Annotated in this window: 25 protein-coding genes; 13 read left to right on the top strand and 12 right to left on the bottom strand. The window is 41.9% G+C overall.

From position 1 onward, the window contains the following. Window positions 1-27: 27 nt before the first annotated feature. Window positions 28-1,158 carry a CsgG/HfaB family protein gene (locus tag ABZP26_RS01140; protein WP_290191524.1) on the top strand — a complete coding sequence of 377 codons (1,131 nt, stop codon included), beginning with the start codon at window positions 28-30 and terminating at the stop codon, window positions 1,156-1,158. A gap of 56 nt (window positions 1,159-1,214) precedes the next feature. Here ABZP26_RS01140 and ABZP26_RS01135 read toward each other — a convergent pair whose 3' ends face one another. Both ABZP26_RS01135 and deoC read right to left on the bottom strand, forming a co-directional pair. Further along, entirely contained in the window at window positions 1,215-1,715 is a 501-nt protein-coding gene (locus ABZP26_RS01135) for a hypothetical protein (protein WP_024602216.1), read from the bottom strand. Beyond that, window positions 1,699-2,451 carry a deoxyribose-phosphate aldolase gene (deoC, locus tag ABZP26_RS01130; protein WP_028835951.1) on the bottom strand — a complete coding sequence of 251 codons (753 nt, stop codon included), beginning with the start codon at window positions 2,449-2,451 and terminating at the stop codon, window positions 1,699-1,701. The genes ABZP26_RS01135 and deoC overlap by 17 nt, the downstream gene beginning before the upstream one ends. 264 nt (window positions 2,452-2,715) lie before the next feature. Here deoC and cysG point away from each other — a divergent pair, with 264 nt between their 5' ends. Genes cysG through cysQ form a run of 6 tightly spaced genes read left to right on the top strand, consistent with a single transcriptional unit; the run spans window position 2,716 to window position 9,670 of the window. Next, entirely contained in the window at window positions 2,716-4,137 is a 1,422-nt protein-coding gene (gene cysG / locus ABZP26_RS01125) for a siroheme synthase CysG (protein WP_016900055.1), read from the top strand. A 43-nt stretch (window positions 4,138-4,180) separates the two neighbouring features. Further along, window positions 4,181-5,080 carry a sulfate adenylyltransferase subunit CysD gene (cysD, locus tag ABZP26_RS01120; protein WP_013463837.1) on the top strand — a complete coding sequence of 300 codons (900 nt, stop codon included), beginning with the start codon at window positions 4,181-4,183 and terminating at the stop codon, window positions 5,078-5,080. Then, entirely contained in the window at window positions 5,080-6,504 is a 1,425-nt protein-coding gene (cysN, locus tag ABZP26_RS01115) for a sulfate adenylyltransferase subunit CysN (RefSeq protein ID WP_368485243.1), read from the top strand. Before cysD ends, cysN begins: the two co-directional genes overlap by 1 nt. Before the next feature lie 34 nt (window positions 6,505-6,538). Next, window positions 6,539-8,263 carry an SLC13 family permease gene (locus tag ABZP26_RS01110; RefSeq protein ID WP_368485242.1) on the top strand — a complete coding sequence of 575 codons (1,725 nt, stop codon included), beginning with the start codon at window positions 6,539-6,541 and terminating at the stop codon, window positions 8,261-8,263. A gap of 33 nt (window positions 8,264-8,296) precedes the next feature. Further along, the gene (gene cysC / locus ABZP26_RS01105; protein ID WP_013463834.1) at window positions 8,297-8,890 is read left to right on the top strand and encodes an adenylyl-sulfate kinase; all 594 of its coding nucleotides are present in this window, start codon (window positions 8,297-8,299) and stop codon (window positions 8,888-8,890) included. A 9-nt stretch (window positions 8,891-8,899) separates the two neighbouring features. Further along, a complete protein-coding gene (gene cysQ / locus ABZP26_RS01100; RefSeq protein WP_368485241.1) occupies window positions 8,900-9,670 on the top strand; it encodes a 3'(2'),5'-bisphosphate nucleotidase CysQ in 771 nt (256 codons plus the stop codon). 93 nt (window positions 9,671-9,763) lie between these two features. On the opposite strand, the gene ABZP26_RS01095 is transcribed toward cysQ, so the two are convergent. After that, complete coding sequence (locus ABZP26_RS01095; RefSeq protein ID WP_368485240.1) at window positions 9,764-10,561, bottom strand: alpha/beta fold hydrolase; 798 nt, start codon at window positions 10,559-10,561, stop codon at window positions 9,764-9,766. Between the two features lie 477 nt (window positions 10,562-11,038). On the opposite strand from ABZP26_RS01095, the gene ABZP26_RS01090 reads away from it, so the two are divergent. Continuing rightward, window positions 11,039-12,310 (top strand): aromatic amino acid transport family protein, encoded by a 1,272-nt coding sequence (locus tag ABZP26_RS01090; RefSeq protein ID WP_028835945.1) that lies wholly within the window; start codon window positions 11,039-11,041, stop codon window positions 12,308-12,310. Window positions 12,311-12,438: 128 nt separating this feature from the next. Next, a complete protein-coding gene (locus ABZP26_RS01085) occupies window positions 12,439-13,776 on the top strand; it encodes a M24 family metallopeptidase (RefSeq protein WP_368485239.1) in 1,338 nt (445 codons plus the stop codon). Between the two features lie 63 nt (window positions 13,777-13,839). On the opposite strand, the gene speD is transcribed toward ABZP26_RS01085, so the two are convergent. From speD to ABZP26_RS01045, 8 genes are all read right to left on the bottom strand, one after another. Beyond that, window positions 13,840-14,652, bottom strand: coding sequence for an adenosylmethionine decarboxylase (gene speD / locus ABZP26_RS01080; RefSeq protein WP_013463831.1), 813 nt, complete (start codon window positions 14,650-14,652; stop codon window positions 13,840-13,842). Between the two features lie 87 nt (window positions 14,653-14,739). Then, window positions 14,740-15,153 carry an OsmC family protein gene (locus ABZP26_RS01075; RefSeq protein WP_013463830.1) on the bottom strand — a complete coding sequence of 138 codons (414 nt, stop codon included), beginning with the start codon at window positions 15,151-15,153 and terminating at the stop codon, window positions 14,740-14,742. A gap of 94 nt (window positions 15,154-15,247) precedes the next feature. Then, on the bottom strand, window positions 15,248-15,586 hold the full coding sequence (locus ABZP26_RS01070; RefSeq protein ID WP_013463829.1) for a DUF3802 family protein: 339 nt from the start codon (window positions 15,584-15,586) through the stop codon (window positions 15,248-15,250). Between the two features lie 136 nt (window positions 15,587-15,722). Beyond that, on the bottom strand, window positions 15,723-17,192 hold the full coding sequence (gene astD / locus ABZP26_RS01065; protein WP_368485238.1) for a succinylglutamate-semialdehyde dehydrogenase: 1,470 nt from the start codon (window positions 17,190-17,192) through the stop codon (window positions 15,723-15,725). Between the two features lie 15 nt (window positions 17,193-17,207). Next, a complete protein-coding gene (gene astA / locus ABZP26_RS01060; RefSeq protein ID WP_013463827.1) occupies window positions 17,208-18,224 on the bottom strand; it encodes an arginine N-succinyltransferase in 1,017 nt (338 codons plus the stop codon). Window positions 18,225-18,308: 84 nt separating this feature from the next. Continuing rightward, a complete protein-coding gene (locus ABZP26_RS01055; RefSeq protein ID WP_024602228.1) occupies window positions 18,309-19,514 on the bottom strand; it encodes an aspartate aminotransferase family protein in 1,206 nt (401 codons plus the stop codon). 370 nt (window positions 19,515-19,884) lie between these two features. Then, entirely contained in the window at window positions 19,885-21,045 is a 1,161-nt protein-coding gene (locus ABZP26_RS01050; protein ID WP_368485237.1) for an HDOD domain-containing protein, read from the bottom strand. Window positions 21,046-21,090: 45 nt separating this feature from the next. Beyond that, window positions 21,091-21,672, bottom strand: coding sequence for an aminodeoxychorismate/anthranilate synthase component II (locus ABZP26_RS01045; RefSeq protein WP_013463824.1), 582 nt, complete (start codon window positions 21,670-21,672; stop codon window positions 21,091-21,093). Between the two features lie 231 nt (window positions 21,673-21,903). Between ABZP26_RS01045 and ABZP26_RS01040 the strand changes: the two genes are divergently transcribed. From ABZP26_RS01040 to glpD, 3 genes are all read left to right on the top strand, one after another. Further along, on the top strand, window positions 21,904-22,146 hold the full coding sequence (locus tag ABZP26_RS01040; RefSeq protein ID WP_013463823.1) for a YdcH family protein: 243 nt from the start codon (window positions 21,904-21,906) through the stop codon (window positions 22,144-22,146). A 168-nt stretch (window positions 22,147-22,314) separates the two neighbouring features. After that, window positions 22,315-23,820 (top strand): glycerol kinase GlpK, encoded by a 1,506-nt coding sequence (gene glpK / locus ABZP26_RS01035; protein ID WP_368485236.1) that lies wholly within the window; start codon window positions 22,315-22,317, stop codon window positions 23,818-23,820. A gap of 5 nt (window positions 23,821-23,825) precedes the next feature. Continuing rightward, window positions 23,826-25,328, top strand: a complete 1,503-nt coding sequence (gene glpD / locus ABZP26_RS01030) for a glycerol-3-phosphate dehydrogenase (protein WP_024602230.1) — start codon at window positions 23,826-23,828, stop codon at window positions 25,326-25,328. Window positions 25,329-25,335: 7 nt separating this feature from the next. On the opposite strand, the gene ABZP26_RS01025 is transcribed toward glpD, so the two are convergent. Further along, on the bottom strand, window positions 25,336-25,734 hold the full coding sequence (locus ABZP26_RS01025; protein ID WP_024602231.1) for a thioesterase family protein: 399 nt from the start codon (window positions 25,732-25,734) through the stop codon (window positions 25,336-25,338). A 31-nt stretch (window positions 25,735-25,765) separates the two neighbouring features. Here ABZP26_RS01025 and ABZP26_RS01020 point away from each other — a divergent pair, with 31 nt between their 5' ends. Further along, window positions 25,766-26,470 (top strand): 2OG-Fe(II) oxygenase, encoded by a 705-nt coding sequence (locus ABZP26_RS01020; RefSeq protein ID WP_368485235.1) that lies wholly within the window; start codon window positions 25,766-25,768, stop codon window positions 26,468-26,470. Window positions 26,471-26,605 lie beyond the last annotated feature (135 nt).

The raw sequence follows: 26,605 nt of genomic DNA, 5'->3' as shown, positions 1-26,605 counted from the left end.
TTAAGCACATAAATTAAGGAAAATCCTATGCTCTCATCCATACAAAAAACGCTACTTGCCACAGCATTAATAACCAGCTTAAGCGCATGCCAAAGCACCTCAACAAACGTTACTTCAAATCAAAACTCGCCTGACATTAATGAAGTAAGCAAACAGCAATACAATGGCCCTAAAGCACGTATCGCCGTGGCGCGTTTCACTGATAAGTCGAATAACTCTAGATGGTGGCGAAAAGAAATTGGTGAAGGTATGGCAGATCAACTTACCACCGCACTTGTTGGTACTAATCGCTTTATTGTATTAGAGCGCCAAGCACTAGATGCTGTGCTTTCAGAGCAAGATTTAGCTGTATCAGGCAGAGTGAGTGCACAATCGGGTGCAGCGTATGGCGAAATTGAAGGCGCTGAGATTGTCGTCGTTGCAGCGGTTACTGAATTTGATGATGACAGTTCAGGTGCAAGTGTTGGTTCAGGCGGCTTTATTGGTGATGTGTTTAGTTCTGTTTCAGCTGGCTTTTCTGGATCGCACATGGCTATTGATTTACGCTTAATTGATACGCGCACTTCACGTATTCTGGCCGCTACTAGCGTTGAGGGTGGTAGCAAAGATTTTGATTTTACCAGCGCAGCGACTAACTTTGGTGGCGCACTCGTTGGAGGAAGCCTTAGTGGTTGGTCAGACACTCCAAAAGAAAAGGCACTACGAGAAGTAATAATTAAAGCCGTTGAATTTTTAGAAACTAAAATTCCAGATACCTACTATCGTTATAACCAAAACAACACGCTTGCAGCAGGCTATACAGCGCCACCGCCGCCAAAAGTAACTAGTAAAAAAGCAGTACCTGCTGCCGTCGCTGTCGATGTGCCGAATCATAGAATGCCACATTACGAAAAAATGGACTTGGCTATGTCTCGTATGAACTTGGTTTGCTTAGGGTATTTAAAAAACCAACCTAATTATGAAGAGTTTGAAACTGAAGACGTTAAGTACGACCGTCAAACTGTATTAGCACTGCGCGAGTATCAACAAGAGAAGAGCTTGAAAGTAACGGGCCTTGCCGATGAAACAACAAAGAAATCTTTAGATGACTCAAAATGTTTAGCAAAAACTCAACAGTCAGGGCTAGAAAGCTTAGGCAACATGTTTAAGTTTAACTAATCAGCATCTTTGATTTTTAATTAAGCAATAAAAAAGCGGCTACTCTATAGCCGCTTTTAATCTACTCGTAATAACTCACCGCGATAAAAATCACACAGTAACCATATTTGTTCAAATTGATGGGTATTTGGAAAACATACTTTTTTGACTGCCGCTTCAAAGTCGCTCTTATGCCAAATAGTACTAGCGTTACGAATTAACAACCACGTACGCTTTGAATAATAACGCTTAGTCGCTTTTTGTTTTAATAAGCGCTCCAACGCTGATTGCAACCGGTGTTCGCTTGGTTGTTGCGCCATGTCGGCTAAATCACGCTGCATTTGTATCGACAGTGGCCGGCCTAACACGGCCATGGCTTCCGTTTCACTGGCGTATAAATGCGCCACCTCTATATCGAGTTTCTGATTTTCTTGATAACAGCTTACATCGGGTCTATTTGGTTCATTGTGCCAAATATGGCGCATATGAATTCCCATTTGCTGTTCATAACATCGCAAAAACAACTTGGCCGCATCGTGCTCTAATTGTTGTTTTTCGGCATCACTGCTGCGCTTCATTCAACACCTTATAAACGTCATTTAACAGCGATGAAGCGCCAAACCTAAATGTTTCTGGTGCTAAATAATCATGCCCCATAATCTCGGTTGCTAGCTGCAAATAAGCATTTGCATCTACTGCGGTCTTGACTCCACCAGCAGCCTTAAAACCAACTCGCTTTGATGATTTTTTGATGGCTTTAAGCATTATTTCAGTTGCTTCAAGCGTGGCATTTACTGCTACTTTTCCTGTACTGGTTTTTACAAAATCAGCTCCGCCTTGGATGGCAAGTTCGGTTGCTTGAGTAATAAATGCTGCTGTTTTTAGCTCGCCAGTTTCAATGATCACTTTGAGCTTAGCACGGCTGCCACATACCTTTTTACTTTCACTAACGTATTCCAGCACGGTATCGGCTTCACCTTTTAAAAGCGCTTTATAAGGAATAACTAGGTCAATTTCATCGGCCCCCCGCTCTATGGCTATCAGGGTTTCATTGAGTACTTCATTGAGTGGCGCATCACCAGAGGGAAAGTTAGTTACGGTGGCCACCTTTACATGGCTCAATAAGCGATTAGCAAGTGCTATTTTAGCGTCATCAACAAATTCACTAAACACACAAAGCGCAGCAGGCGTGCCTAGCTTAGGGTTTATACTGTTTACTAATGCGTTAATACTGGCTTGACTATCATCAGTGTTTAAACTGGTTAAGTCCATTAAGCTAACGGCTAGCGTGGCGTTTTGAGTATTGTTTGTCATTTTATGCCTATGAAATTGTGTGACCTTAAACTATATAAGAGCATCATAGCTTAAACTTGCTATAGCTCATAACCAAACACTATAAGCGCGTTTTTTATACTAAATGTCACTCTACCCCTTACTAAATACGATTTAGACCTAAAAAACATGATTCATATAACTTTTAAGAATATCAACTAAGATTTAATTATTTTTTACTTATCAATAGCCACTATATTCTGCCTGTGTATTAAACACTTTATTATTTTTTAGGGGCGTTATTCAGTGCAATATTTACCTATCTTTACCAAACTCGACAACAAACCCGTATTGGTTGTTGGCGGTGGAGAGGTTGCCTTGCGAAAATGCCGTGCGTTTTTAAAAGCACGTGCCGATGTAACGCTAGTTGCCCCTTGGTTTTGCGAAGAATTAAAAGAACATGCGCATAATAATGAAGTAACATTAATAGATGCCTATTTTGAAGAGTCGCATCTTGATGGCAAAATTTTGATTATTGCCGCCACCGACAACGATGAAGTAAACAACACCGTATTTGAACTCGCCAATGCGCGTAATGTGTTTGTGAACGTGGTGGATGATCAACCTAAATGTACTTTTATTTTCCCCTCTATTGTTGATCGCAACCCAATTACCATTGCGATTTCAAGTGCAGGTACCGCGCCGGTTTTAGCAAGGCGCTTACGTGAAAAGCTCGAAACACTTATTCCGCAGCATATCGGCCCACTCGCTAACTTGGTCGGTGGCTTTCGCCATAAAGTAAAGCAACGCTTTAAACATTTTGCTGATCGTCGCCAATTTTGGGAAGGCGTGTTTGATTCATCAGTAGTAAGCAAAGTCCAAACCGGTGATACCCATGGCGCTGAGCAACAACTAGAGCAAATGCTGGATGCCAAAGTTGAACCAGAAGGCGAAGTATACGTAGTCGGTGCAGGCCCTGGCGACCCAGAGCTACTCACACTAAAAGCGCTGCAACTAATGCAACAAGCCGATGTGGTGGTATATGATTACTTGGTATCCGATGAGATTATGGAATTAGTGCGTCGCGATGCCGATTTAATCTGTGTGGGTAAACGCTTAGGCGATCACAGCGTAGCTCAAGAAGATACAAATAAGATGTTGGTTGATTTAGCACAACAAGGTAAAAAAGTGTGCCGAATTAAAGGGGGCGACCCATTTATTTATGGCCGTGGTGGCGAAGAAGTCCAAGTACTGGCAGCCAATAACGTAAATTACCAAATAGTGCCAGGTATAACGGCAGCCGCGGGATGTAGTGCCTACGCAGGTATTCCTTTAACGCATCGCGACCATGCTCAAGCTATTCAATTTGTTACCGGCCACTGCAAAAAGGAAGGCCAAGAGCTTAATTGGCAGTCGCTTGCACAAAAAAACCAAACACTGGCTATTTATATGGGGGTGATTAAATCGCCGCATATTCAAGCCGAGCTATTAAAACATGGGCGAGCAGCAACAACACCAGTGGCCATAATTGAAAACGGCACACGCAAAAATCAACGTGTTGTCACAGGACAGTTAGACCAATTAGCGCAGCTCATTGAGCAGCATCAAATTATTTCACCCGCTTTACTGATTATTGGTGAAGTAGCTTCGCTGCATCAAGAATTACACTGGTTTGGCGAAAAAGCACAGATCAGTAGCTTTGCTCAACCGCTGACAGACGTAGCGTAGTTTAACAGATTTTAATTTAATCATTTTAGTAGGACGACCAACAATGGCTTTAACTCACCTTCAGCAACTTGAAGCTGAAAGTATCAAAATCATGCGCGAAGTCGCCGCTGAGTTTGAGAACCCAGTTATGCTTTACTCAATTGGTAAAGACTCATCGGTACTTTTGCATTTAGCTCGTAAAGCATTTTACCCTGCAAAAATTCCGTTTCCGTTATTACACGTAGACACCAACTGGAAGTTTCGTGAAATGATTGAGTTTCGCGACCGTTTAGCCAAAGAGTATGGCTTTGATTTAATCGTACACAAAAACCCTGAAGGCATCGAAATGGGTGTAGGCCCATTCACCCATGGTTCGGGTAAACATACCGATATCATGAAAACTCAAGGCTTAAAGCAAGCGCTGAATAAGTACGGTTTTGATGCAGCATTTGGTGGCGCACGCCGTGATGAAGAAAAATCACGGGCTAAAGAGCGCGTGTATTCATTTCGTGATAAACACCATCGCTGGGATCCTAAAAACCAACGTCCTGAGCTTTGGAATACCTATAACAGCCAAGTGAATCCAGGTGAAAGTATTCGTGTATTCCCATTATCTAACTGGACTGAACTAGATATTTGGCAATACATTTATCAAGAAAATATCGAAATGGTGCCACTGTACCTTGCTAAAGAGCGCCCAGTAGTAGAACGCGACGGTACCTTAATCATGGTAGATGACGATCGCATGCCGCTTAATGAAGGTGAAGTACCGCAAATGAAGTCGGTTCGCTTTCGAACCTTAGGCTGTTATCCACTCACTGGCGCGGTTGAATCAACGGCAAGCAGCCTAACAGAAATTATTGAAGAAATGTTGCTATCGTCGTCATCTGAACGTGAAGGTCGGGTGATTGATCATGATTCAGCAGGCTCTATGGAGAAGAAAAAACGTGAGGGGTATTTCTAATGTCTAACCTAAATAACGATACATTTAACGAAGTAAAAGAAATTGGTATAGACGCTTACCTAGCACGTCAACAAGATAAAAGCTTATTACGTATGCTAACGTGTGGCAGTGTGGATGACGGTAAATCAACCCTAATTGGACGCCTACTGCACGATAGTCACCAAATTTATGAAGATCAGCTAGCTGCACTTCATAAAGATAACGAAAAAGTAGGTAATGCCGGTGAAGAACTTGATTTAGCATTGTTAGTTGATGGCCTACAAGCTGAGCGTGAGCAAGGCATAACAATTGACGTAGCGTACCGTTATTTCTCAACCGCTAAGCGTAAGTTTATTATTGCCGACACCCCTGGGCATGAGCAGTACACCCGTAACATGGTAACGGGTGCATCAACCAGTGATATTGCCATTATTTTAGTGGATGCACGTTATGGCGTGCAGGTACAAACTAAGCGCCATAGCTTTATTTGTGACTCATTAGGCATTAAACAGTTTGTGGTTGCGGTTAACAAAATGGATATTGTTGATTTTGACGAAACCGTTTATGAAAAAATTAAAGCCGATTATTTAAAATTTGCCGAGCAACTTAACGTATCAAACATCAAGTTTGTGCCTATGTCGGCGCTTAAAGGCGATAATGTAGTAACTCGCTCTGCAAACACTCCTTATTACACCGACAAACCATTGCTTGAGCTGTTAGAAGACTCTCCGGCAGCTGAAATCGACACTGGTTTTGAAGCGCGCCTTCCGGTGCAGTATGTGGTACGCCCTAATTTAAACTTCCGTGGTTTTCAAGGCACGCTGACCTCAGGTAAATTACGCGTTGGCGATGAGATAAAAGTACTGCCTTCAGGTAAAACATCCAATATTAAAGAGATTGTGACTTTTGATGGCAACCTCGACACCGCCGAAGCAGGCCAAGCAATCACGGTTACTCTTAATACTGAAATAGATATTAGCCGAGGGGACGTTATTGTGCCTGCGAATTCGCAAGCGCAAGTAACCAACCAATTACAGGCTAAAATTGTGTGGATGCACGAATCGCCATTAGTACTAGGTAAAAGCTATAACCTAAAACTAGGCAGCAAAAACACCTCGGCTATGGTCACAAAAATAGACCACACTATTGATGTAAACACCCTAGAGCATGGCAGCGCAGATTCATTACAATTAAACGAAATTGCGATTGTGACACTCGAGCTGACCGAGACTATTTTAGCGGATCAGTACCATCACAATCATGAAACTGGTTCGTTTATTCTTATTGACCGTTTATCAAACTTAACGGTTGCAGCAGGAATGATAGAACAGGTACTACAAAGTGAAGAAAATGCGGGTAAATTTAGCGACTTTGAAGTTGAGTTTAATGCCCTCGTACGCAAGCACTTTCCACATTGGCAAGCGCTTGATATTTCAAAGCTATAACGTTTAATAACCGCCTGTTAGGAATATTTAAAGCATGGTAGAACAGCTCATTTTAACAGGCATTATGTTGCTTTTAGTCGGGTGCCTATTTGGCACCCGTATTAACCCTGCGTGGTTATTTGTCAGTGCCATAGGCACCAGCTACCTAACTGGGCTCATTGACTTAGAAAACATGCTGGTTAATTATACTAACCCATCATTAATTACCTTAGTGTTATTAATTTTAGTGTCGATAGCGATAGAAAAAACCACGCTTATTCAACGCTTAGCTAAATCGTTATCCAGTGGCAGTTTAGTTAAATCAGTGACCAAGCTTGGGCTTTCTACAGCGTTTTTGTCTTCCTTTACTAACAATACCGCGGTGGTTGCCTCCTTAATTACCGCCATAAAAGATAACCCAAACCACTCCCCTTCAAAGCTGTTGCTACCCTTGTCGTACACCGCAATTTTAGGCGGTACTATTACACTCATCGGTACCTCTACTAACTTAATCGTAAATGGCTTTGCAGTAGATGCGGGGATGGCGCCATTAGGCTTTTTTGATTTTACCTTAGTGGGTTTAGGCGCACTCAGTGTGGGCTTAATCACTATTTTAGTGATGCTAAAATGCCTGCCCGACAACGGCAAAAATAGCCAAGAGGTGGTGCCTTTTTATTTAGAAGGGAAAGTACAAACCGGCTCTAAACTAATAAACCGCACCGTAGAAGAAAACGGTTTACGCGATTTAAAAGACTTGTTTTTGGCTGAAATTATTCGCGATGGCAATCGCATTTGCGCCGTGACCCCCCAACATATTATTCAACAAGACGACATACTGCTGTTTGTAGGCGATATAAAGTCGGTACCTTTGCTCACTCGCTTTGACGGCTTAAAAGTGGTGCATGACAAACACGAAAAAGACATAGAACACCTCGTTGAAGTTGTCGTTAGTCAGTCGTCTAAGTTAATTGGCAAAACAGTAAAAGAAGCCCGCTTTAGAGAACAATTTCATGCGGCCGTTATTGCTATTCGCCGTGGACATGACCGCTTACAAGGCGGGCTTGGACAAGTGCGCTTACAAGCGGGTGATTCATTAATCCTCGCCCCTGGTAAAAGCTTTTATGACTTAACTAACTTAAAGCGCGAATTTGTGTATATTTCAGGTCTTGATTTACAAACCCACCTCGGTGCAAAACAATCAAACATTGTATTGTTAAGTTTTGCAGGTGTGCTGGGATTAAGTATTTTAGGCACCGTACCGCTGGTTAAAGGCTTATTAGTGTTACTTATTGGGCTGATGTTGTGTGGCACGATTAAGCTGAGCGAAATAAAACGCCGCTTTCCTATTGAGTTACTTGCCGTAGTAGGCAGTGCCATAGGTTTAGCTAAGCTGATGATAGGCACCGGCCTTGCTGGGCAAATATCAGACGCCATGTTTGTAGTGCTAGGCGACTTTGGCCCTTATGGCGCGTTTATCGCAATCTTTTTAATGACGGTGTTATTTACCGAATTGATCACTAATAACGCCGCAGCGGCACTGTCGTTTCCGGTTGCCTACTCATTGGCTATTGGCTTTAACGTAGAACCTTTACCGTTTATTATGGCGGTTGCATTTGGCGCCTCAGCCAGCTTTATTTCACCTTTTGGTTATCAAACTAACTTAATGGTTTATAGCGCGGGTAACTACCGACTAAAAGACTATGTAATGATGGGGCTACCCCTTTCTATTATTTATTCAATTACCGTACTAACTTTGATCCCGCTGGTATTTCCGTTTTAATGCCCGCGCTTATAGCATAAAGAGACACAGCAAATGGATAACAATATTGTTTGGCATAATTACGCCACCACTAAAGTACAGCGCAGCGAACAAAAAAAGCATAAGAGCGCTATTATATGGTTTACTGGTTTTTCTGGCTCAGGTAAAAGCACCGTTGCGAATGCTTTAGAAGCGGCACTCAATCAGCAAGGCGCGCACACGTACCTACTTGATGGCGACAATGTACGCCATGGTTTATGTAAAGATTTAGGCTTTAGCGATGCCGATCGCGTTGAAAATATCCGCCGCGTAGGCGAAACCGCCAAGCTAATGGTTGACGCTGGTTTGTTAGTCCTTACTGCGTTTATATCTCCTTTTAAAGCTGAGCGCGACATGGTTCGTGAATTAGTAGATGAGGGTGAATTTATCGAAGTTTTTATCGACACCCCTCTTGAGGTGTGCGAAAGCCGCGATCCAAAAGGCTTATATAAAAAGGCGCGCGCCGGTGAAATTAAACACTTTACTGGGATTGATTCAACTTACCAGCCGCCGGTTAATCCTGAAATAATTTTAGATACCAGTAAAAACACCCTAGACCAATCGGTAGCTCAGCTGATAACGTATCTAAAACATCAGCATATACTATAGGCCCATGTAATGAACCAAACTGAACTGCTAGAAGAAACCCTTATTCTCGCCCGCAAAGCGGGAAGCGCGATTATGGGTATTTACAATAAAGACTTTAACGTTGAGTACAAAGCCGATGAAAGCCCTGTAACCGACGCCGACTTAGCAGCTCATAAAATCATTAGTGCAGGACTAAAAGAGCTCACCCCCGATATTCCTGTGCTTAGTGAAGAAAGTGCCGATATTGGTTGGGATGTACGCCAAACATGGAAAAGCTACTGGCTGGTTGACCCAATCGATGGCACCAAAGAATTTATAAAAAAGAACGGCGAGTTTAGCGTTAATATTGCCCTAATCGAAAACGGCAAACCGGTTTTAGCCGTGGTTGATGCCCCTGCACTGGGTGTATCTTATTTAGCCGCCGAAGCCATTGGTGCTTTTAAAGATAAAGGCGATGAGCGCATCGAGCTTAAAGTCACCACCAAGCCTAACAAAGGCCTTATTCGTGTTGTAGGTAGCCGCTCGCACCCTTCCCCTGATTTAGCTGAATTTGTAAAACGCTTTGATGAGGTTGAAATGGTGTCAAAAGGCAGCTCACTGAAACTGTGTTTAGTCGCCGAAGGCAGCGCCGACATATATCCGCGCTTAGGCCCAACTTGTGAATGGGATACCGGAGCTGGCCATGCCATCGCCGAAATAGCCGGTGCAAAAGTCACTCAACTTGATGGCAGCCCGCTTTTGTACAACACCAAAGATGAGTATTTGAATCCGTATTTTGTGGTTTCAGCACTCGAAGAATAAGAACTGTTTCAATATATACCTACGAGCTGCGGGCTACGGGCTTAGAGTCGCGAGCAGCTCTATATCCCGTTGGGTTTATTCTTTCTACAAACCTTAACGATTTTGCTGGGCGATAAAAGCCAGCGAGTGCTTATTAAATAAGTCAGGACGTTCTACATTACAGACATGGCCGCAATGGTGAATGGTTTGCAGTACGCTATTTTTATGGCGTTTAATCGTTTCTTTAACAGGGCCAAGGAACATATGATCTTCCTTACCCATAATGTAAAGAATGGGTATATCAATGTCTTTTTCTTTGAAATATTGCATTAAAGGATTTACGTCCATAGCCAATTTAAACCATTTTATAAACTCTTTTTGGCACAAGCGCTTTGCTTCACGAACAAACAAAAGTCGAGACTCTTTATGACGCTTTTTCGGCATCATAATAAAAGCAAATAAACGATACAGCCACATGTAAGGCAACAAGTGTTTAAAGGTATTGCCTAAATAAACCAATGTATTACTACGAGTATTAAAACGAGTAACCGCTCCACCTAGCACCATGCTAGAAACATATTGCGGGGCAATTTCTGCAATATTTCGAATAAGAATTGTGCCCAATGAAATACCAACAAAGTGTGCGCTGGTGATATTGTTATGATCTAACACATCGATAATGTCTTTAGAGACATTATTAAATGAATAGTTATTATTAACAAAGTTTTGTAGTAGGTTATTAGATTTACCGTGACCACGAAGATCAAGCAACAACACATTATATTCTTTTTTATAAGCTTTAAGCTGACGAAACCAGATTGCCGAACTACCCCCTGCGCCATGGACAAATACTACCCATGTTTTACTGGTTTCGTGCACAAAAATAGTATGGAAAAGAATGTCTTTGCTCATTGCAATTAGCGGCCTATTTACTTCATTTGGCTTATTGAATTGTTGAAAGTATAACCGAGTTTAGAAAAAATCTCTTATGAAGTTCCGATTAATGGCTTCAATATTACAGGATAAAACCCGTTTTGAGTTTTTAGCTATAAATTAACTGAGCAAGAAAGTGGCCAAGTATTCTCAATTCTCATAAGTACACTTATCAATCATTCACTGAGTTAATCTATACCAAGTAAACATTGACTTGAAAATAACTTTTCAGATTGTATGTCCCGCCTTTCACACCAATCATGCTGATTATTCACTCATTTCGCGGCATATTCCTGCACTAATTGCGCAGCTTTTAAACACTGTTTCATATTCGTGACAGTCAGTAACTAATACGCTACAACAAATTTATATCCAAGACATAAAAACACATGAAATGAGTGCCTAAAAACTATATTCTTCGGCGCAATTATTATGATAAATAATGGATACACACACATGACAACATCTCAAGGTGCAACGCTTTCAAATGCACCAGCACAAGACGCACACACGTCTAAATCAAAATGGAATCTGCATGATACGCAGTGGACACTTAGTCTTTTTGGCACCGCAGTAGGTGCAGGTATTTTATTTTTACCGATTAACATTGGTATTGGTGGTTTTTGGCCGCTGATTATTATGGCGTGTTTAGCCTTTCCGATGACCTTTTTAGCCCACCGTGGCTTGGCGCGTTTTGTATTATCGTCAAAAAATAAAGAGGCTGATTTTACCGATGTGGTAGAAGAGCACTTTGGCGTAAATGCGGGTCGACTGATCTCCTTGTTATACTTTTTATCAATTTTTCCTATTTTGCTTATTTACGGTGTGGGTTTAACCAATACGGTAGACAGCTTTATGGTCAATCAGCTAGGGATGGAGTCGCCGTCACGCGTTGCCTTATCGGGTATCTTAGTTGCGCTGATGATTGGCTTAATGATGGGCGGTGAGCGCTTAATGCTGCGCGCCTTTGCTATTTTAGTGTATCCGTTAGTGGGTATATTATTCTTTTTATCGCTGTATTTAATCCCAAGCTGGCAAATGCCGGATACAAGTTTGCCTGAGCTAGGCAGCTTTAGTAAAACACTTTGGTTATCAATTCCTATTATTGTATTTTCGTTTAGCCATGCAGCGGCTATTTCAAGCTTTGTTAATAAACAACGCAGCCACTACGGTGAACTAGCAACGTCTAAGTCAGAAGCGATTCTAAAACGTACTAGCTTATTATTGATCACCTTTGTTTTGTTATTTGTGTTCTCATGTGTGCTATCACTTACTGGTGAACAAATGGCAGAAGCTAAAGCGGCAAACGTTTCTGTTTTGTCTTACTTAGCTAATATTACAGAAAACTCATTCATTGCAACGCTGGGACCTTTGGTTGCCTTTATTGCTATTATGTCGTCGTTTTTAGGTCACTTTTTAGGGGCGCGCGAAAGCTTTACTGGGTTAGTGACTAAACACTCAAGCATGAGCCCTAAAGTGGCTGACAAAGTGGGTGCGGTACTGATGTTTTTCGCTATTTGGTTCTGCGCGGTTAAAAACCCAAGCATACTAGATATGATGGATCAGTTATCGGGCCCAATCATTGCGATGATTTTATTCATTATGCCAATGATTGCGGTTTACAAAGTACCTAGCTTACAAAAATACCGTAACCGTTTAAGTACCTTATTTGTACTGGCGGTCGGTTCGTTAGCCGTGTGTGCGTTACTGTACAGCATGCTTAGCTAAACGTTTTGACTCTAAAAAGCCCAGTATTTTGCTGGGCTTTTTTGTGCCTGCGGTTTATCGCAAATGATTTTTTTATCGTATTGCTTGTGAGATGTTAGCTTATATATTCGCCTAAAAATAAGCCAACTATGCAAAACAATAAATGCGTTTTTTTATTAGCCTTTATACTCATACTTCTTAGCCCTGTAATTAAAGCCGCTGAGTCCCCGACTATTTTATCAATGAAAGACAGGGCCGCGTTTATCGATAGCATTACCGAAAAACGCATCAATACGTTATTACCCACATTAATGCAGCAACACAATATAGATATGTGGCTAATGGTAAGCCGCGAATATAATGAAGATCCGATATTAAAAACCATGCTGCCAGCAACGTGGTTGTCGGCAAGACGCACCACCATTTTAGTGCTAGCACGCAATGCCTCAGGGGCTGTGGATGCTTTTGCTATTGCGCCTTATAAAATAGGGAATGTGTTTAAAAAGGCATGGGACAAGCAAGCCCAGCCCAATCAGTGGCTTGCTCTTAATGAGCTTATTGAGCAATACCAACCGCGAAATATTGCTCTCAATACATCTACAGACTGGGCACACGCTGATGGCTTAGTGCATGGCGATTACACCACTTTAATGGCCAACTTACCTGCGACATATAAAAATAAAATAACCTCAGCCGAGCCGCTGGCTGTTGCATGGTTAGAGCAACGCATTCCAGAAGAAGTGGACATGTACAAACACATTGTTGCTATTGCTCATTCTATTATTGCTGAGGGCTTTTCAAATAAAGTAATTACGGTGGGCAAAACAACCAGCGACGACTTAGTATGGTGGTTTAGAGAGCGCGTAAGGGAGCTTAAACTGCAAACGTGGTTTCACCCAAGTATTGCAATACAACGCGCCGACAGTAAATCGTTCGACCACGAAGACAGTTTTACCAATGGCTATGCCGACAATGTTATTCAAGCTGGCGATTTACTGCATGTTGATTTTGGTATTACGTATTTACGCCTAAATACCGACACTCAACAACATGCGTATGTTTTAAAACCAGGCGAGACAAAAGCCCCAGATTACCTTGTTGATGCGTTAAAAAAGGGGAATAAGCTACAGGACATTTTTACGGCTGAATTTACAGCTGGTAAAACGGGTAATCAGGTATTAAAAGCCGCCCGCGAAAAAGCCATTGCACAAGGTTTAAAACCCACTATTTATACGCACCCGCTTGGCTATCATGGCCATGCAGCTGGCACGACATTAGGCATGTGGGATTCACAGCAAGGTGTGCCGGGTGATGGCGATTACCCACTGCATTTAAATACCGCTTATTCTATTGAGCTTAACAATGCGGTGTTTATAAAGCCGTGGAATAAAGAAATAAGAATAATGCTAGAAGAAGACGCCCTGTTTGATAAAACCGGTGTGTGGTATCTAAATGGCCGACAAACCGAGTTATTACTGGTTAAGTAGCATTAAACAACACATACAAAAATGGCGCTCAGTGAGCGCCATTTTTTATTTAATGCGTTGCTATTATTCTGTATCTGGCAGATTACGACCATAGAATATTTCTTGCATTTCACGTGTTAGTTTTGAGCGAATCTCTTCTTCTTCGTCATCTGACAAATCATCAGTAGATAAACCAAATAAATACGTATTTAAATCGGTTTCTTTTAACATCATTTTGGTATGAAACAGGTTTTCTTGATACACGTTCACGTCCATCATTTGGTACGCTTCTTTAGTATCTTCTGTCATGAAGTTTTGAATCGAGTTAATTGCATGGTCAATGTAATGTTTAACGCCGTTAATATCACGGGTAAAGCCACGTACACGGTAGTCAATTGTAACCACATCAGACTCAAGGCTATGGATTAAGAAGTTTAACGCTTTAAGTGGCGAAATAATGCCACAGGTTGATACTTCAATATCAGCACGGAAAGTACAAATACCATCATCAGGGTGTGCTTCAGGGTACGTGTGAACACAAATGTGGCTTTTATCAAGGTGTGCAACCACTGAGTCAGGTAACGGCCCTGGTGCTTCGTCAGCATCATAATTTTGCTGCTCTTCTACCGGCTCTTCTGAAACCAAAATAGTTACGCTGGCACCTTGTGGCTCGTAATCTTGACGTGCAATATTTAAAATATTGGCACCAATAATATCAACCACATCACCTAAAATGTCGGTTAGTCTATCTGCACTATACTGCTCATCGATATATTCTATATATTCTTTACGTTGTTGCTCTGTTTTTGCATAGCAAATATCGTAAATACTAAAGCTTAGGCTTTTAGTTAAATTATTAAAGCCATGAAGTTTAAGTTTATCGAAGGGTTTGTTCATATAAACCAACCTATAAATTAGTGAAATCTGCACCTGCAGAATGAAAAGTTCGCGGATTTTATACGAATTTTACTCACGGAAAAAGCGTTATTTTCCCTGATCTTGAACAACTTCATGGCTGTGGGTAATTTCTACTGTTTTATCAAGCATTAATGCAACTGAACAATACTTTTCTGCCGAAAGCGAAACCGCTCTTTCTAGGTGCTTTTCAGACACATTATTACCGGTTACAACAAAGTGTAAATTAATTTTGGTGAACACGCGCGGGGCTGTTTCTGCTCGTTCAGCGGTTAACTGCACATCTACTGATGAGAACTCTTGCTTAGTTTTTTTTAAAATACTCACCACATCAACCGATGAACAACCACCAACCGACATCAATACCATTTCCATTGGGCTAGGTGCGGCTCCGTCACTGCCCGCATCAAACACGACATTATGATTGCTGTTAGAGCGACCGATGTAAGTATTACCTTCAACCCATTTTACATTTGCTTGCATTGTTTTATCTCAATAATTTATATTCATTACACGCAGACACTCGCGCGCATTTAAAATTAAATAGCGAATAAAGCGTGGTTTAAAGGGGGAAATATTAACTAATAGCGTTATCAAATAAGTTTTTGACTAGCCCAGCAAACTCATCAATAAAAGCATGCTGTTCGACTGTGACGGTGTGAGAAGTCACACTGCTGAGTACTTCTTGTAAGTCGTAAACAATGCCATCAACTTCGCGTACAATTTGACTACGCTGCTCTGTAGATAGATCGGGGTGTTGTTGACAAATGCGTATGACATTTTCGGCAATTACATCTTCAATTAACTCAATAACCGTTGGTGCACCTGGCTTTATTTCACCTGGTTTTTCAAACAACGCTAAGTTCTGAGTTAGGTACATTATTAAGTCATCGTACCCTTGCCTGTTTAAAACCATTGTCTACTTACCTCAAAAATACTGGTTGCTTAATTTAAGCAGAAAGCACTGATAATTGCTAGCTTTGTGAGATTGCAGTACAAAAAAAGCAGCCGAAGCTGCTTTTTTAGTGATTTATTACTAGTTTAAAAATCAGTTAATCGATTTTTAAACCTGGGCTTAGTGTTGCTGGCATGGTTACTTTTTCAAGTTCCACAGACGCAACAGGGTATGCACAGTAGTCAGCGGCATAATAAGCGCTTGCTCTGTGGTTACCTGAGGCACCAATACCGCCAAACGGCGCTGCACTTGATGCACCGGTAATAGGACGGTTCCAGTTAACAATACCCGCACGGATACGACGTAAGAAATGATCGTAGTCAGCTTGGTTATCACTGAGTAAGCCTGCTGATAAACCAAAGCTCGTGTCGTTTGCTTTATCAATTGCTTGGTCAAAGTCATCAAAACGGAATACTTTTAGAAGCGGACCAAAATGCTCTTCATCTGGGAAGTCATTGATATTTGTACACTCAATAATACCCGGTGTAACAAAACCAGTGTTTGCTGTGTGCTCAAGTTCAACCAGCACTTCGCCACCCATGGCCTTTAACTCATCTTGTGCTTTAACCATTCCAGCGGCAGCGGCCGTTGAAATCATAGAGCCCATAAATGGTTGGTCAGCATCGCCATAATTACCAACTTTGATTGCTTTAGTGGCTGTAATTAGGCGTGCTAAAATTTCATCGCCTTTAGCACCTGTTGGTAAAAACAATTTACGCGCACACGTACAGCGTTGGCCGCTTGAGATAAACGCAGATTGCACAATATCGTGCACAACAGCAAGCGTATCTTCTGCATCTTTAACGATTAGCGGATTATTACCACCCATTTCAAGCGCTAAAATCTTATCTGGTTGACCTGCGAACTGCTCATGTAAAATATGACCCGTACGAGAAGACCCAGTAAAGAATAAACCATCAATGCCTTTGTGTGACGCCAGTGCTTTACCTGTTTCAACTTCACCTTGTACAAGGTTAATAACCCCTGCTGGTAAACCGGCTTTTTCCCATAGTTTAAGGGTTAGCTCAGCCACCATAGGTGTTAGTTCAGAGGGTTTAAATACCACGGTATTACCAGCTAAAAGTGCAGGTACAATGTGGCCATTTGGTAAATGCCCAGGGAAGTTATAAGGACCAAATACAGCAACAACACCGTGTGGCTTATGGCGGATCATCGCACGGCCTTGCGGCATCGCGTTTTCAACGTCGCCGGTACGCTCTAAAAATGCTTTTTCAGCAATGGCAATTTTTCCGACCATGGCACCCGCTTCAGTACGCGTTTCCCAAAGTGGCTTACCTGTTTCTTGAGCTATTGCCACAGCCAACTCTTCGCTATGCTCTTTTAACGTTGCAGCAAAGGTTTTTACAATTTCTAAGCGCTGCGCAAAGCTTTTATCAGCCCAGCTATAAAATGCTTCACGCGCAGAGGCTACGGCGCTATCTACTTGCTCAGCGCTTGCAGCTGATGCCTGCCATATAACATCGTTATTTGCAGGGTTAACTGAGTTAAATTCGGTGCCTTGGCCTGGTGACCATTGACCATTAATAAATTGTGCAGGATGAGTCATATACTTTCTCCTAAATTAAACTGGGGTAGCCGTAACAAAATCGCCCGATTTCAAATGTAATGCATCAGCAAGTTCTTGCGTAAGCACTAGGCTGTTTGATCGCGAATCAAATGTCATAGGAACAACGGTTGCTCTAAAGTCTTCAAGCTTGTCATTGGCTAACAACACCATGGTATCGCCTGTCATTTCGCCAATTTCAACACTAAAGTTTTGTGCATTACGAATTGTCGCAATGTTATCTACTTTTGCTTCAACGGTTGGGCCCGCATCAAAAATGTCAACGTAACCATTAAAAGTAAAGCCTTCACTTTTTAATAGTTGAATTGCAGGGCGCGTATTGTCATGCACTTGACCTATAACCGCTTGCGCGTCTTTACTCAATAAGTTGACGTAAATTGGGTATTTAGGCATAAGCTCAGCAATAAATACTTTTTGCCCTATTCCCGTCAGATAATCTGCCGTTGGGAAGTCCATAGAGAAAAAGTGCTCTTCAAGCCACTGCCAAAATGGGCTACTACCGTTTTCGTCAGATACACCGCGCATTTCTGCAATAACGGTTTGTGCAAAGCGTTGTTGATGCTGTTTTATAAACATAAAACGTGCTTTTGAAAGCAGCTTACCGTTACAATTTTTACGATAGCCGTTTTTTAAAAACAGTGTGCACAGCTCTGTCGCCCCAGTGTAGTCATTACAAAGGGTGAGAATATCTACCGCTTTATACACATCTAGCGTGCGCGAAGAGTGAATCACTTTACTCAAATGATAATGATAAAATGCGTCATCTAAGCCAACTGCGGCTTCAATACCTGAAGTACCGACTACTTCACCAGTTTCAGTATCTTCAAGAACAAATAAGTAACCCTCATCACCTGGTTGTGATGTCGTTTTTGTAAATGAGTTAACTGAATGCGCTATCTTCTTTTGTAATAACTCTTCATTATTAGGCAAAGAAGTAAAGCCATGTCCCGACTCGTCGGCGATGGTTACTAAAGCTGCATAATCACTTTTTTGGATTGGGCGAAGGATCATCATGAATCCGCTTACTCCCTTATATATAACGGTAAATAGGAACTGCAAGGCAAACTACGTTTGCCCCTAAAGAAGTTGAATTAGCAATTACGCATTTACAACGTGGGCTACTGCTTTTTCAAAGCGTGCCATACCTTCGCGAATATCCGCTTCTGGTATTACTAAAGAAGGTGTGAAACGAACCACATCAGCACCAGCAACCAATGACATTAAGCCATGCTCAGTACCGGCAACTAAAAACTCTTTTGCACGGCCTTTGTATTGCTCGTTTACCACAGCACCAATTAATAAACCTTGGCCACGAATTTCACTAAATACGTTGTACTTGTCGTTAATGGCATTTAATAGCTCAGTAAATAACGCCGACTTTGCTTTAACGCCCGCTAAAACTTCTGGGTTATTTACAGTATCAAATGCAGCTTCTGCAACTGCACACGCTAATGGGTTACCACCGTAAGTAGAACCATGTGTACCCACTTTAAGATGCTGTGCAATATCAGTGGTTGTTAGCATAGCGCCAATTGGGAAACCGCCACCGAGAGCTTTTGCTGAGGTTAAAATATCAGGCACTACGTTTAAACCTTGGTATGCGTATAGCTCACCTGTACGGCCAACACCTGATTGTACTTCATCAAAAATAAGCAGTGCGTTGTGTTTAGTACATAAATCGCGAACGCCCTGTGCAAATTCGTCAGTTGGCGAAATGATACCGCCTTCACCTTGAATTGGCTCCATCATTACCGCACAGGTGTTATCGCTGATCAGTGCTTCAAATGCGGCAAGGTCATTGTAATCACAATGAACAATGTCGCCTGGCTTAGGACCAAAACCATCTGAATAGGCTGCTTGACCGCCTACAGTAACGGTGAAGAATGTACGGCCATGGAAACCTTTATTAAAGGCGATGATTTGCGATTTTTCTGCGCCAAATTTATCAAGCGCAAAACGGCGCGCTAACTTAAGTGCCGCTTCGTTTGCTTCTGCGCCTGAGTTTGCAAAGTAAACTTTTTCAGCAAATGTCGCATCAACCATTTTTTTAGCTAAGCGAAGTGCCGGCTCGTTGGTCATTACATTTGATAAATGCCAAATTTTTTCGCCTTGCTCTTTTAATGCGCCCACTAATGCAGGATGGCAATGGCCAAGACAGTTAACGGCAATACCACCAGCAAAGTCGATAAACTCTCGTCCTTGTTGATCCCATACACGAGAGCCTTCGCCTCGAACAGGAATTACGCTTGAAGGTGCGTAGTTAGGAACCATTACGTGATCAAATAATTCGCGATTGACTGTCATTTTATTTCCTCTTAATTGTGTGCATCACAAAGCAGTAGAATAGGGGTGTGATTATTGTTAATAACCAAATGTGCCGGCAAAAATTAATAACTGTATATTTGCCTGAAACTACGTTGTGGTTCAATTTTCAGGCGCTCATTATTTCAGAAATTTAGGGGGATGTCTCTTCAAAAACTTTCATGTACCCCTTTAAAATAAAGGGCTTAAGATATTATTTCATAGATAGTGAATAACTATTTGAGAGCTAATTATGATGTGCATTTACCTTAGTGAGCGCCTCTACAACGAAAAAAGCATGGCGCTTATAAATCAACTGCACATGAATAAGTAGAATTAAAGTGAATGAATAGTCGCAAAAAAATTAACAGGTTTAATCAATTTGAAGTGCCAAATTAGTAAAATTACCTGTTTTTAGGGTATCTAACTCTTTTTTAGTGAACTGATAATAGCTAAACCAGCTTTGTAATTCATCGTCTTCAATCAGCTGGTGCTCTTTTAAATTTAAATATTGAGAATAACAGCGAGCCTTTAAAATCACTTGCGATAATGGCAATAAACTATCGCCCTTTTCAACCCCATTCACTAACTGCTGCATAACACTGTTAAAGGGCAAATATTTGAACGACATGGTTTCTATGACCTTGGCGCTGACAAGCAGTGATTTTTCGTGTAGCAGTGTTGTTAAAAATAACGGATCTGGTTTTAGCTCTAATAGCGCGGTGTGTAGGTTTTTATCACCTTCTTCACGAGCACGCAGTACTTTGCGCTGCCATACCTGATCAAACACTTTTAGGTATAAGCGCACTAAAGCAATTTGCCCTACATTAAGTAACATGCCCAATGTAAACGCATGCATTGGGTTTACCCCGTTAAGCTGGGCAAGCGTTTGCGCTGCAATGGCACACGACATGGTGTTGTCTTTTAACCTGCGCTTTAATAACGTGAATGGTTCTGTGCTATGTGGCATCCAATGACGCACTGCAAAAGTAGGTACTACCAGCTGTAAATTATCTAAGCCTACATAACGCAATGCTAATGCAGGCGAGTCTACTTTTACTGAGGTGGTTTTACTGCGCTGCTTACGATAAAAGGGTAAATTAACTAAGGTAACTAGTTCTCGCCCCAACCAACTTAAATCGTTAATTAGTGGCTCTAAACGGCCAACCGAGGCGGCGCGAGTAGCCAGTATATCGAGTATGGCGCACACGTTATCTTCTATGCCAATGGTGTCTTTAATCACAAAATCGATGTCTTCAAGACGTTTAGCAATCACGCTTTCAATAACGGTATGGAGTTTTTGACTGGTTTTAGCCTGTAACTTTTGATATGAAGAGCTTTTTTGTTGGCGCTTTTGCTGCGCAGCTACTTCTACTTCTAATAATGTGCGTTTTTTAACGGGTTTGCCGTCATTAAGATCTAAGGTATGAATAAAGCCAATTTGCTGATTGGCAAAACTATGACCCAGTAGCAAATCATGCGCTCGTTGGTTTAGCACATTAACAATACGCTGTTGCTGCAATATGTCGGTCATAAGCTCTATCTTAGGGCAAAAAGTAAATAGCTTGCAGGTATAAGCCTAGAAGCGCGTTAAAAAGTTATCAAGTAAAGCTAAGCCCTGCTCGGTCAAAATCGCTTCAGGGTGAAATTGCACACCTTCAAGTGCGAGCTCGTTATGTAATAATCCCATAATTTCATCACGCTGCCCAGCGATGCTTTGAGTCCATGCTGTTACTTCTAACTCCTTTGGCAATGAATGCGCTTCAACAATTAATGAATGGTAGCGGCACACCGTAAGTGGATTAGGTAGGCCCTTAAACATGCCTTGGTGCTGATGATAAATAGGCGATGTTTTTCCATGCATAACCTGTTTAGCTCGCACTACTTTACCACCTAGCACTTGAGCAATGGTTTGGTGCCCCAAACAAATACCTAATATAGGATAAACTCCTTTAAACTGCTCTACCACAGATAACGACACTCCCGCTTCAGTCGGGTTTTTAGGCCCTGGAGAAATCACAATATGATCTGGGTTTAACTGTTTGATCTCACTCAGCGTTATTTGGTCGTTACGTTTTACCAACACGTCTTGATCTAAGCGCTGAAAATACTGTACCAAGTTATAGGTGAACGAGTCGTAGTTATCGATCATTAAAAGCATGTAATAAAGTACTCAAAGTAATTAGGGCCTGTCGCAGGCATATTCTAACTGAAGCCTTTGCAGGTGTCAGTGTTTTGCAGCCTAGCAAACATAAATAGACACACTAACAACCAACAACGGTTGATTTATTTTAGATCAGCCCAAGCTCTGTTGTATGGGGACACCCCAAGTCACTGATCATTTTTATATAACGTGACGTGCATTATGCAACAGCCATTTAAGGAGTAACCTATGTTAGGCGAAGACCATTCATTAACTAAAGACTTTCCTGATTACACGCAAACTATTGCAAAACTTAATGCAAACGATGAAAACTTTGCAACCAAAGCAAAACAATATAATGAAATCGATAAAGAAATTCGAGTGCTTGAGTTACAAGACTCACCTATCGATGATGAAGCCATGCAGCAGTTAAAACACGACCGAATGGTATTAAAAGATTGGCTACATCAACAATTAACGGATGCTAATTAATTGTTGTTATTTGGCGCCTATTAAATTGTAGGCGCCAGAATTGAGTGTTCACCTCCCTCTCCTACCTTTCGCTCATCTATAATTTTAACCATTATGGTGCAAAAGCATTGCTATTCGTTTAGCTTAAAGACAAGCTGTCTTTATCTAAATTAAACAACACTATTTTTTATGTCTAAATACATACTCTCGATTGACCAAGGAACGACAAGCTCTCGAGCTATTTTATACACTAAAGATGCCGAGGTTTTTGACACGGCTCAACAAACCTTCCCTCAACACTTTGTGAAAAATGGTTGGGTTGAACATGACCCTGTAGATATTTGGCAAACCGTATTAAGCAGCGTTAAAAACGTATTATCGCAGCAACAAGTCACTGCCGCCGACATTATTGCCATTGGCATTGCTAACCAACGAGAAACCACCTTAGTGTGGAATAAAAAAACCGGGCAACCTATCTACAATGCGATTGTGTGGCAAGACCGACGTACCAGTGACTATTGCGATAATTTACGTCATGCTGGGCATACACAAATGGTGAATGATAAAACCGGTTTAGTACTCGATCCTTACTTTTCTGCAACCAAAATTCGTTGGATTTTAGATAACGTCAAAGGCGCTAAAGAGCAAGCACACGCAGGTGAACTAGCATTTGGTACGATAGATACCTACTTGCTATGGCAACTCACTAACGGTAAAGCTCACAAAACCGATGCTACCAATGCCTCTCGTACATTACTGTTTAACATTCATCAGCAATGCTGGGATGAAGAGTTACTGGCTTTATTTAATATTCCAGCGTCGATGCTACCTGAGGTAATGGACTCAGCGGCTGACTTTGGGGTGACTGCAAGCGAGCTATTTGGTGGTGAAATTCCAATTTGCGGTATAGCAGGCGATCAACAAGCCGCCTTAATTGGTCAAGCTTGTTTTGAAGAAGGAATGGCAAAAAGTACTTACGGAACGGGCTGCTTTTTAATGCTTAACACTGGTGATAAAGCACTAAAATCAAATAATCGTTTATTAACCACTCTTGCGTATCGGCTCAACGGCAAACCCACCTATGCGATTGAAGGCAGTATTTTTATGGCTGGTGCCACCATGCAGTGGATAGTAGAGGGCTTAAAGTTATTAGAAAACGCAGGTGAAAGTGAAGCCCTCGTCAAAGATGTTCCCTTGGATCATGGGGTATTCTTGGTTCCCTCGTTTACAGGCTTAGGTGCGCCCTATTGGGATGCAAATGCCCGAGGCGCAATTTTGGGCCTAACCCGAGACTCAGGCATTAGCACTATTGTTGCAGCTGCCTTGCAGTCGGTGGGTTATCAAACCAAAGATTTACAAAAAGCTATGGAAGGTGACGGACTCCGACCTAGTATTCTAAGAGTTGATGGCGGCATGGCAAACAATAATTGGGCAATGGCGTTTTTAGCCAATATTTTAGGCGCAAGCGTTGAGCGCCCCACTCTAACCGAAACCACTTCGTTAGGGGTTGCTTACTTAGCCGGTTTGCAAACTGGGGTGTATGAATCAACTGCGCAGCTTGCCAGCATGTGGAAAAGCGATCGTCGCTTTGAACCAACCATGAGCAGTGAAGAGCGCAACGATTTATACGCAAAGTGGCTACATTGCATTGCACAAGTTAGACTTTCTAATAGCAATGACGGCGAGAGTGAGTAAAATCTATGAGCGCACACGACAACGAATATGACTTACTCATTATTGGCGGCGGTATTAACGGCGCTGGCATTGCTGCCGATGCCAGTGGTCGCGGTTTAAAAGTATTATTGTGTGAGCAAAACGATTTAGCCTCAGCCACCTCCTCTAATAGCAGCAAGCTTATTCATGGCGGGCTACGCTATTTAGAGAATTATCAATTTAGATTGGTAAGAGAGGCATTACGTGAACGTGAAGTGCTATTAAAAAAAGCGCCGCATATTATGTGGCCACTGTCTTTTCGACTGCCGCACCAAGCACATTTACGTTCGCCATGGATGATTCGTGTGGGGTTATTTATTTACGACCACCTAGCCAAGCGTAATACTTTACCCGCTTCAAAGGCGATTGAGTTTAACAGCGATAGCGTTCTTAACAGCAGCATTACCCAAGGCTTTGAATACGCAGACGGCTGGGTTGATGACGCACGTTTAGTGATTTTAAACGCCCAAGCGGCTCATAATTTAGGCGCTACCATTGCAACACGCACGCGCTGCATTAAAGCAACGCGTAACGCAGATTATTGGGATGTGATTTTAGAGCAACAAGCCAGCAAGCAGCACCTAAATATAAAGGCAAAAAGTGTTGTAAATGCCGCAGGCCCATGGGTCGCGTCATTATTTGAAGATGTATTTACCCAGCCCACACCGCACACTATTCGCCTTGTGAAAGGCAGTCATATTGTAGTGCCCCGACTCCACGATGAGCCAGTTGCCTATATTTTACAAAATGAAGATAACCGCATTGTATTTGTCATTCCTTATGAGCAAGATTACTCACTGATTGGCACCACTGATGAAGAGTACACCGGCGATATTGCTGATGTAAAAATTAGTGAGCAAGAAATACAGTATCTTATCAGTATCACTAACCATTACTTTAAAAACACAATAAGCGCGGCCGATATTGTGCACAGCTTTAGTGGGGTGCGGCCACTATTAGATGACAAATCAACAGATGCTCAAGCGGTGACCCGTGATTACAAGCTGATATTAAGCAACGACACCGATCATGCCGCTTTATTAAGTGTGTTTGGCGGTAAAATTACTACCTATCGAAAGCTTGCAGAAAATGCCGTCAATAAATTAGTGCCTTTTTACCCAAAGATGAGTGGCTCGTGGACGAAAGATGCCCCTTTACCAGGCGGCGACTTTAGTAACCAAACATACCTTATCGCTCAGTTAGAAAGTAGCTACCCTTGGCTGGCAATCGACACCTTAAAACGTATGGTTCGCAGCTATGGCACGCTTAGTTATCAATTACTGGGGAACAGCCAAGCAATCGGCGATTTAGGTTATCACTTTGGTCATGGTCTGTATGCGCAAGAAGTTGATTACTTAGTAAACCATGAATGGGCAAGAACCAGCGCAGATATACTTTGGCGACGAACAAAGCTTGGGCTGCGCTTTTCAGAAAAACAAGTCATTGCCTTGGGGCAATATTTAACTAAACATCCAGCTTGTCATAGTTAAGCTGCGATTAACTAACTGCTACAAGGTGCTGTGTTAATGCGGCTTTTTCATCAGTCGAAAGTGGTTGCTTTGTTTTACTAACAAAGTCATAACGTACCATCACCGTTTTACCAATGGCGCAGCACTTATCTTGCTGCCATGCTTCTTGGCGGATCACAAATGAACTATTGCCAATTTGCTCTATGCTGGTGTTAATTGTCACCTCATGGGCATAAAATAGTTCGCCAACAAACGACACTTCAACTTTAGCAATGATTAACTTCCAGTTGTGTGGATTTAGATCTGGCGTAAAAAATTTAAAAATAGGTACTCGGGCCGCTTCAAACCATACGGGGAGTACGGTATTGTTGATGTGTCCGAGTGCATCCGTTTCGCTAAAACGCGGCATCACTTTTTCAGTAAACATAATAATCCAATAATAATTAAACAGGTAACTCATGACGGACTTTATCCGCGTGTATGACAACGCGCTCAGTAATGAATTTTGCGATAACTTTATCACTACCTTTTCTCAAAGCCCGCATATTAAACAAGGGATGACATCGGGCGGTGTTGATCTTAATAAAAAAGATAGCCACGACTTATACTTAAACAATCATCCTGAATACGCAGAACAATTAAAACATATTCAACAAACCACTGCACAGTATGTTTTCAACTACATTGAAGAACATATTTTTATGATGATTGGGGCATTTGGTTTAAAGGTATATCACCCAAAAACAGGACAACCGGTTGATTTAACTCACGCCAACTATGACGAGGTAGGTAAACCACAACTCCCCTTATTGGTACAGCAAATTTTTAGACTCGGTAATATTCAAGCGCAAAAATACGAAGTAAATAAAGGCGGTTATCCGTATTGGCACAGTGAGGTGTATCCGCAGCTACAGCATAATGAAGCACTGCATCGGGTGTTGTTATTTATGTTTTATTTAAATGATGTTGAAGAAGGCGGAGAAACCGAGTTTTATTATCAAAATAAAAAAATAGCCCCTAAAAAAGGCTCCATGGTGGTTGCCCCAGGGTATTTCACGCATACACATAGAGGCAATAAGCCAGTATCAAACGATAAGTATATTTTAACCTCATGGGTATTGTTTAATCGAGCAGAGCAAATTTATGGAACGCCACAAAGCTAAAGCGGTCAGCGGTCAGCGGTCAGCGGTCAGCGGTCAGCGGTCAGCGGTCAGCGGTCAGCGGTCAGCGGTCAGCGGTCAGAAATTAACTAACTGCTGACTACTGTCAAGTATTTGCATTAAACTGAAAGCTGACGG

Origin of the sequence: Pseudoalteromonas sp. SD03, from assembly GCF_040937955.1 — a bacterium.
GTDB classification, from domain to species: Bacteria; Pseudomonadota; Gammaproteobacteria; order Enterobacterales; family Alteromonadaceae; genus Pseudoalteromonas; species Pseudoalteromonas tetraodonis.
This window is presented reverse-complemented; position numbering and strand designations above follow the sequence as displayed.

Coding starts and splice junctions, on each gene's coding strand:
- ABZP26_RS01135 (WP_024602216.1), bottom strand. CDS start 1,715: ATGAAGCGCAGCAGTGATGCCGAAAAACAACAATTAGAGCACGATGCG.
- astD (WP_368485238.1), bottom strand. CDS start 17,192: ATGACTCATCCTGCACAATTTATTAATGGTCAATGGTCACCAGGCCAA.
- ABZP26_RS01045 (WP_013463824.1), bottom strand. CDS start 21,672: ATGCTTTTAATGATCGATAACTACGACTCGTTCACCTATAACTTGGTA.
- ABZP26_RS01110 (WP_368485242.1), top strand. CDS start 6,539: ATGGTAGAACAGCTCATTTTAACAGGCATTATGTTGCTTTTAGTCGGG.
- cysC (WP_013463834.1), top strand. CDS start 8,297: ATGGATAACAATATTGTTTGGCATAATTACGCCACCACTAAAGTACAG.
- astA (WP_013463827.1), bottom strand. CDS start 18,224: ATGATGATCCTTCGCCCAATCCAAAAAAGTGATTATGCAGCTTTAGTA.
- ABZP26_RS01055 (WP_024602228.1), bottom strand. CDS start 19,514: ATGACAGTCAATCGCGAATTATTTGATCACGTAATGGTTCCTAACTAC.
- ABZP26_RS01070 (WP_013463829.1), bottom strand. CDS start 15,586: ATGGTTTTAAACAGGCAAGGGTACGATGACTTAATAATGTACCTAACT.
- ABZP26_RS01085 (WP_368485239.1), top strand. CDS start 12,439: ATGCAAAACAATAAATGCGTTTTTTTATTAGCCTTTATACTCATACTT.
- ABZP26_RS01090 (WP_028835945.1), top strand. CDS start 11,039: ATGACAACATCTCAAGGTGCAACGCTTTCAAATGCACCAGCACAAGAC.
- deoC (WP_028835951.1), bottom strand. CDS start 2,451: ATGACAAACAATACTCAAAACGCCACGCTAGCCGTTAGCTTAATGGAC.
- ABZP26_RS01020 (WP_368485235.1), top strand. CDS start 25,766: ATGACGGACTTTATCCGCGTGTATGACAACGCGCTCAGTAATGAATTT.
- ABZP26_RS01075 (WP_013463830.1), bottom strand. CDS start 15,153: ATGCAAGCAAATGTAAAATGGGTTGAAGGTAATACTTACATCGGTCGC.
- speD (WP_013463831.1), bottom strand. CDS start 14,652: ATGAACAAACCCTTCGATAAACTTAAACTTCATGGCTTTAATAATTTA.
- cysQ (WP_368485241.1), top strand. CDS start 8,900: ATGAACCAAACTGAACTGCTAGAAGAAACCCTTATTCTCGCCCGCAAA.
- glpK (WP_368485236.1), top strand. CDS start 22,315: ATGTCTAAATACATACTCTCGATTGACCAAGGAACGACAAGCTCTCGA.
- ABZP26_RS01025 (WP_024602231.1), bottom strand. CDS start 25,734: ATGTTTACTGAAAAAGTGATGCCGCGTTTTAGCGAAACGGATGCACTC.
- ABZP26_RS01040 (WP_013463823.1), top strand. CDS start 21,904: ATGTTAGGCGAAGACCATTCATTAACTAAAGACTTTCCTGATTACACG.
- ABZP26_RS01140 (WP_290191524.1), top strand. CDS start 28: ATGCTCTCATCCATACAAAAAACGCTACTTGCCACAGCATTAATAACC.
- ABZP26_RS01095 (WP_368485240.1), bottom strand. CDS start 10,561: ATGAGCAAAGACATTCTTTTCCATACTATTTTTGTGCACGAAACCAGT.
- glpD (WP_024602230.1), top strand. CDS start 23,826: ATGAGCGCACACGACAACGAATATGACTTACTCATTATTGGCGGCGGT.
- ABZP26_RS01050 (WP_368485237.1), bottom strand. CDS start 21,045: ATGACCGACATATTGCAGCAACAGCGTATTGTTAATGTGCTAAACCAA.
- cysD (WP_013463837.1), top strand. CDS start 4,181: ATGGCTTTAACTCACCTTCAGCAACTTGAAGCTGAAAGTATCAAAATC.
- cysN (WP_368485243.1), top strand. CDS start 5,080: ATGTCTAACCTAAATAACGATACATTTAACGAAGTAAAAGAAATTGGT.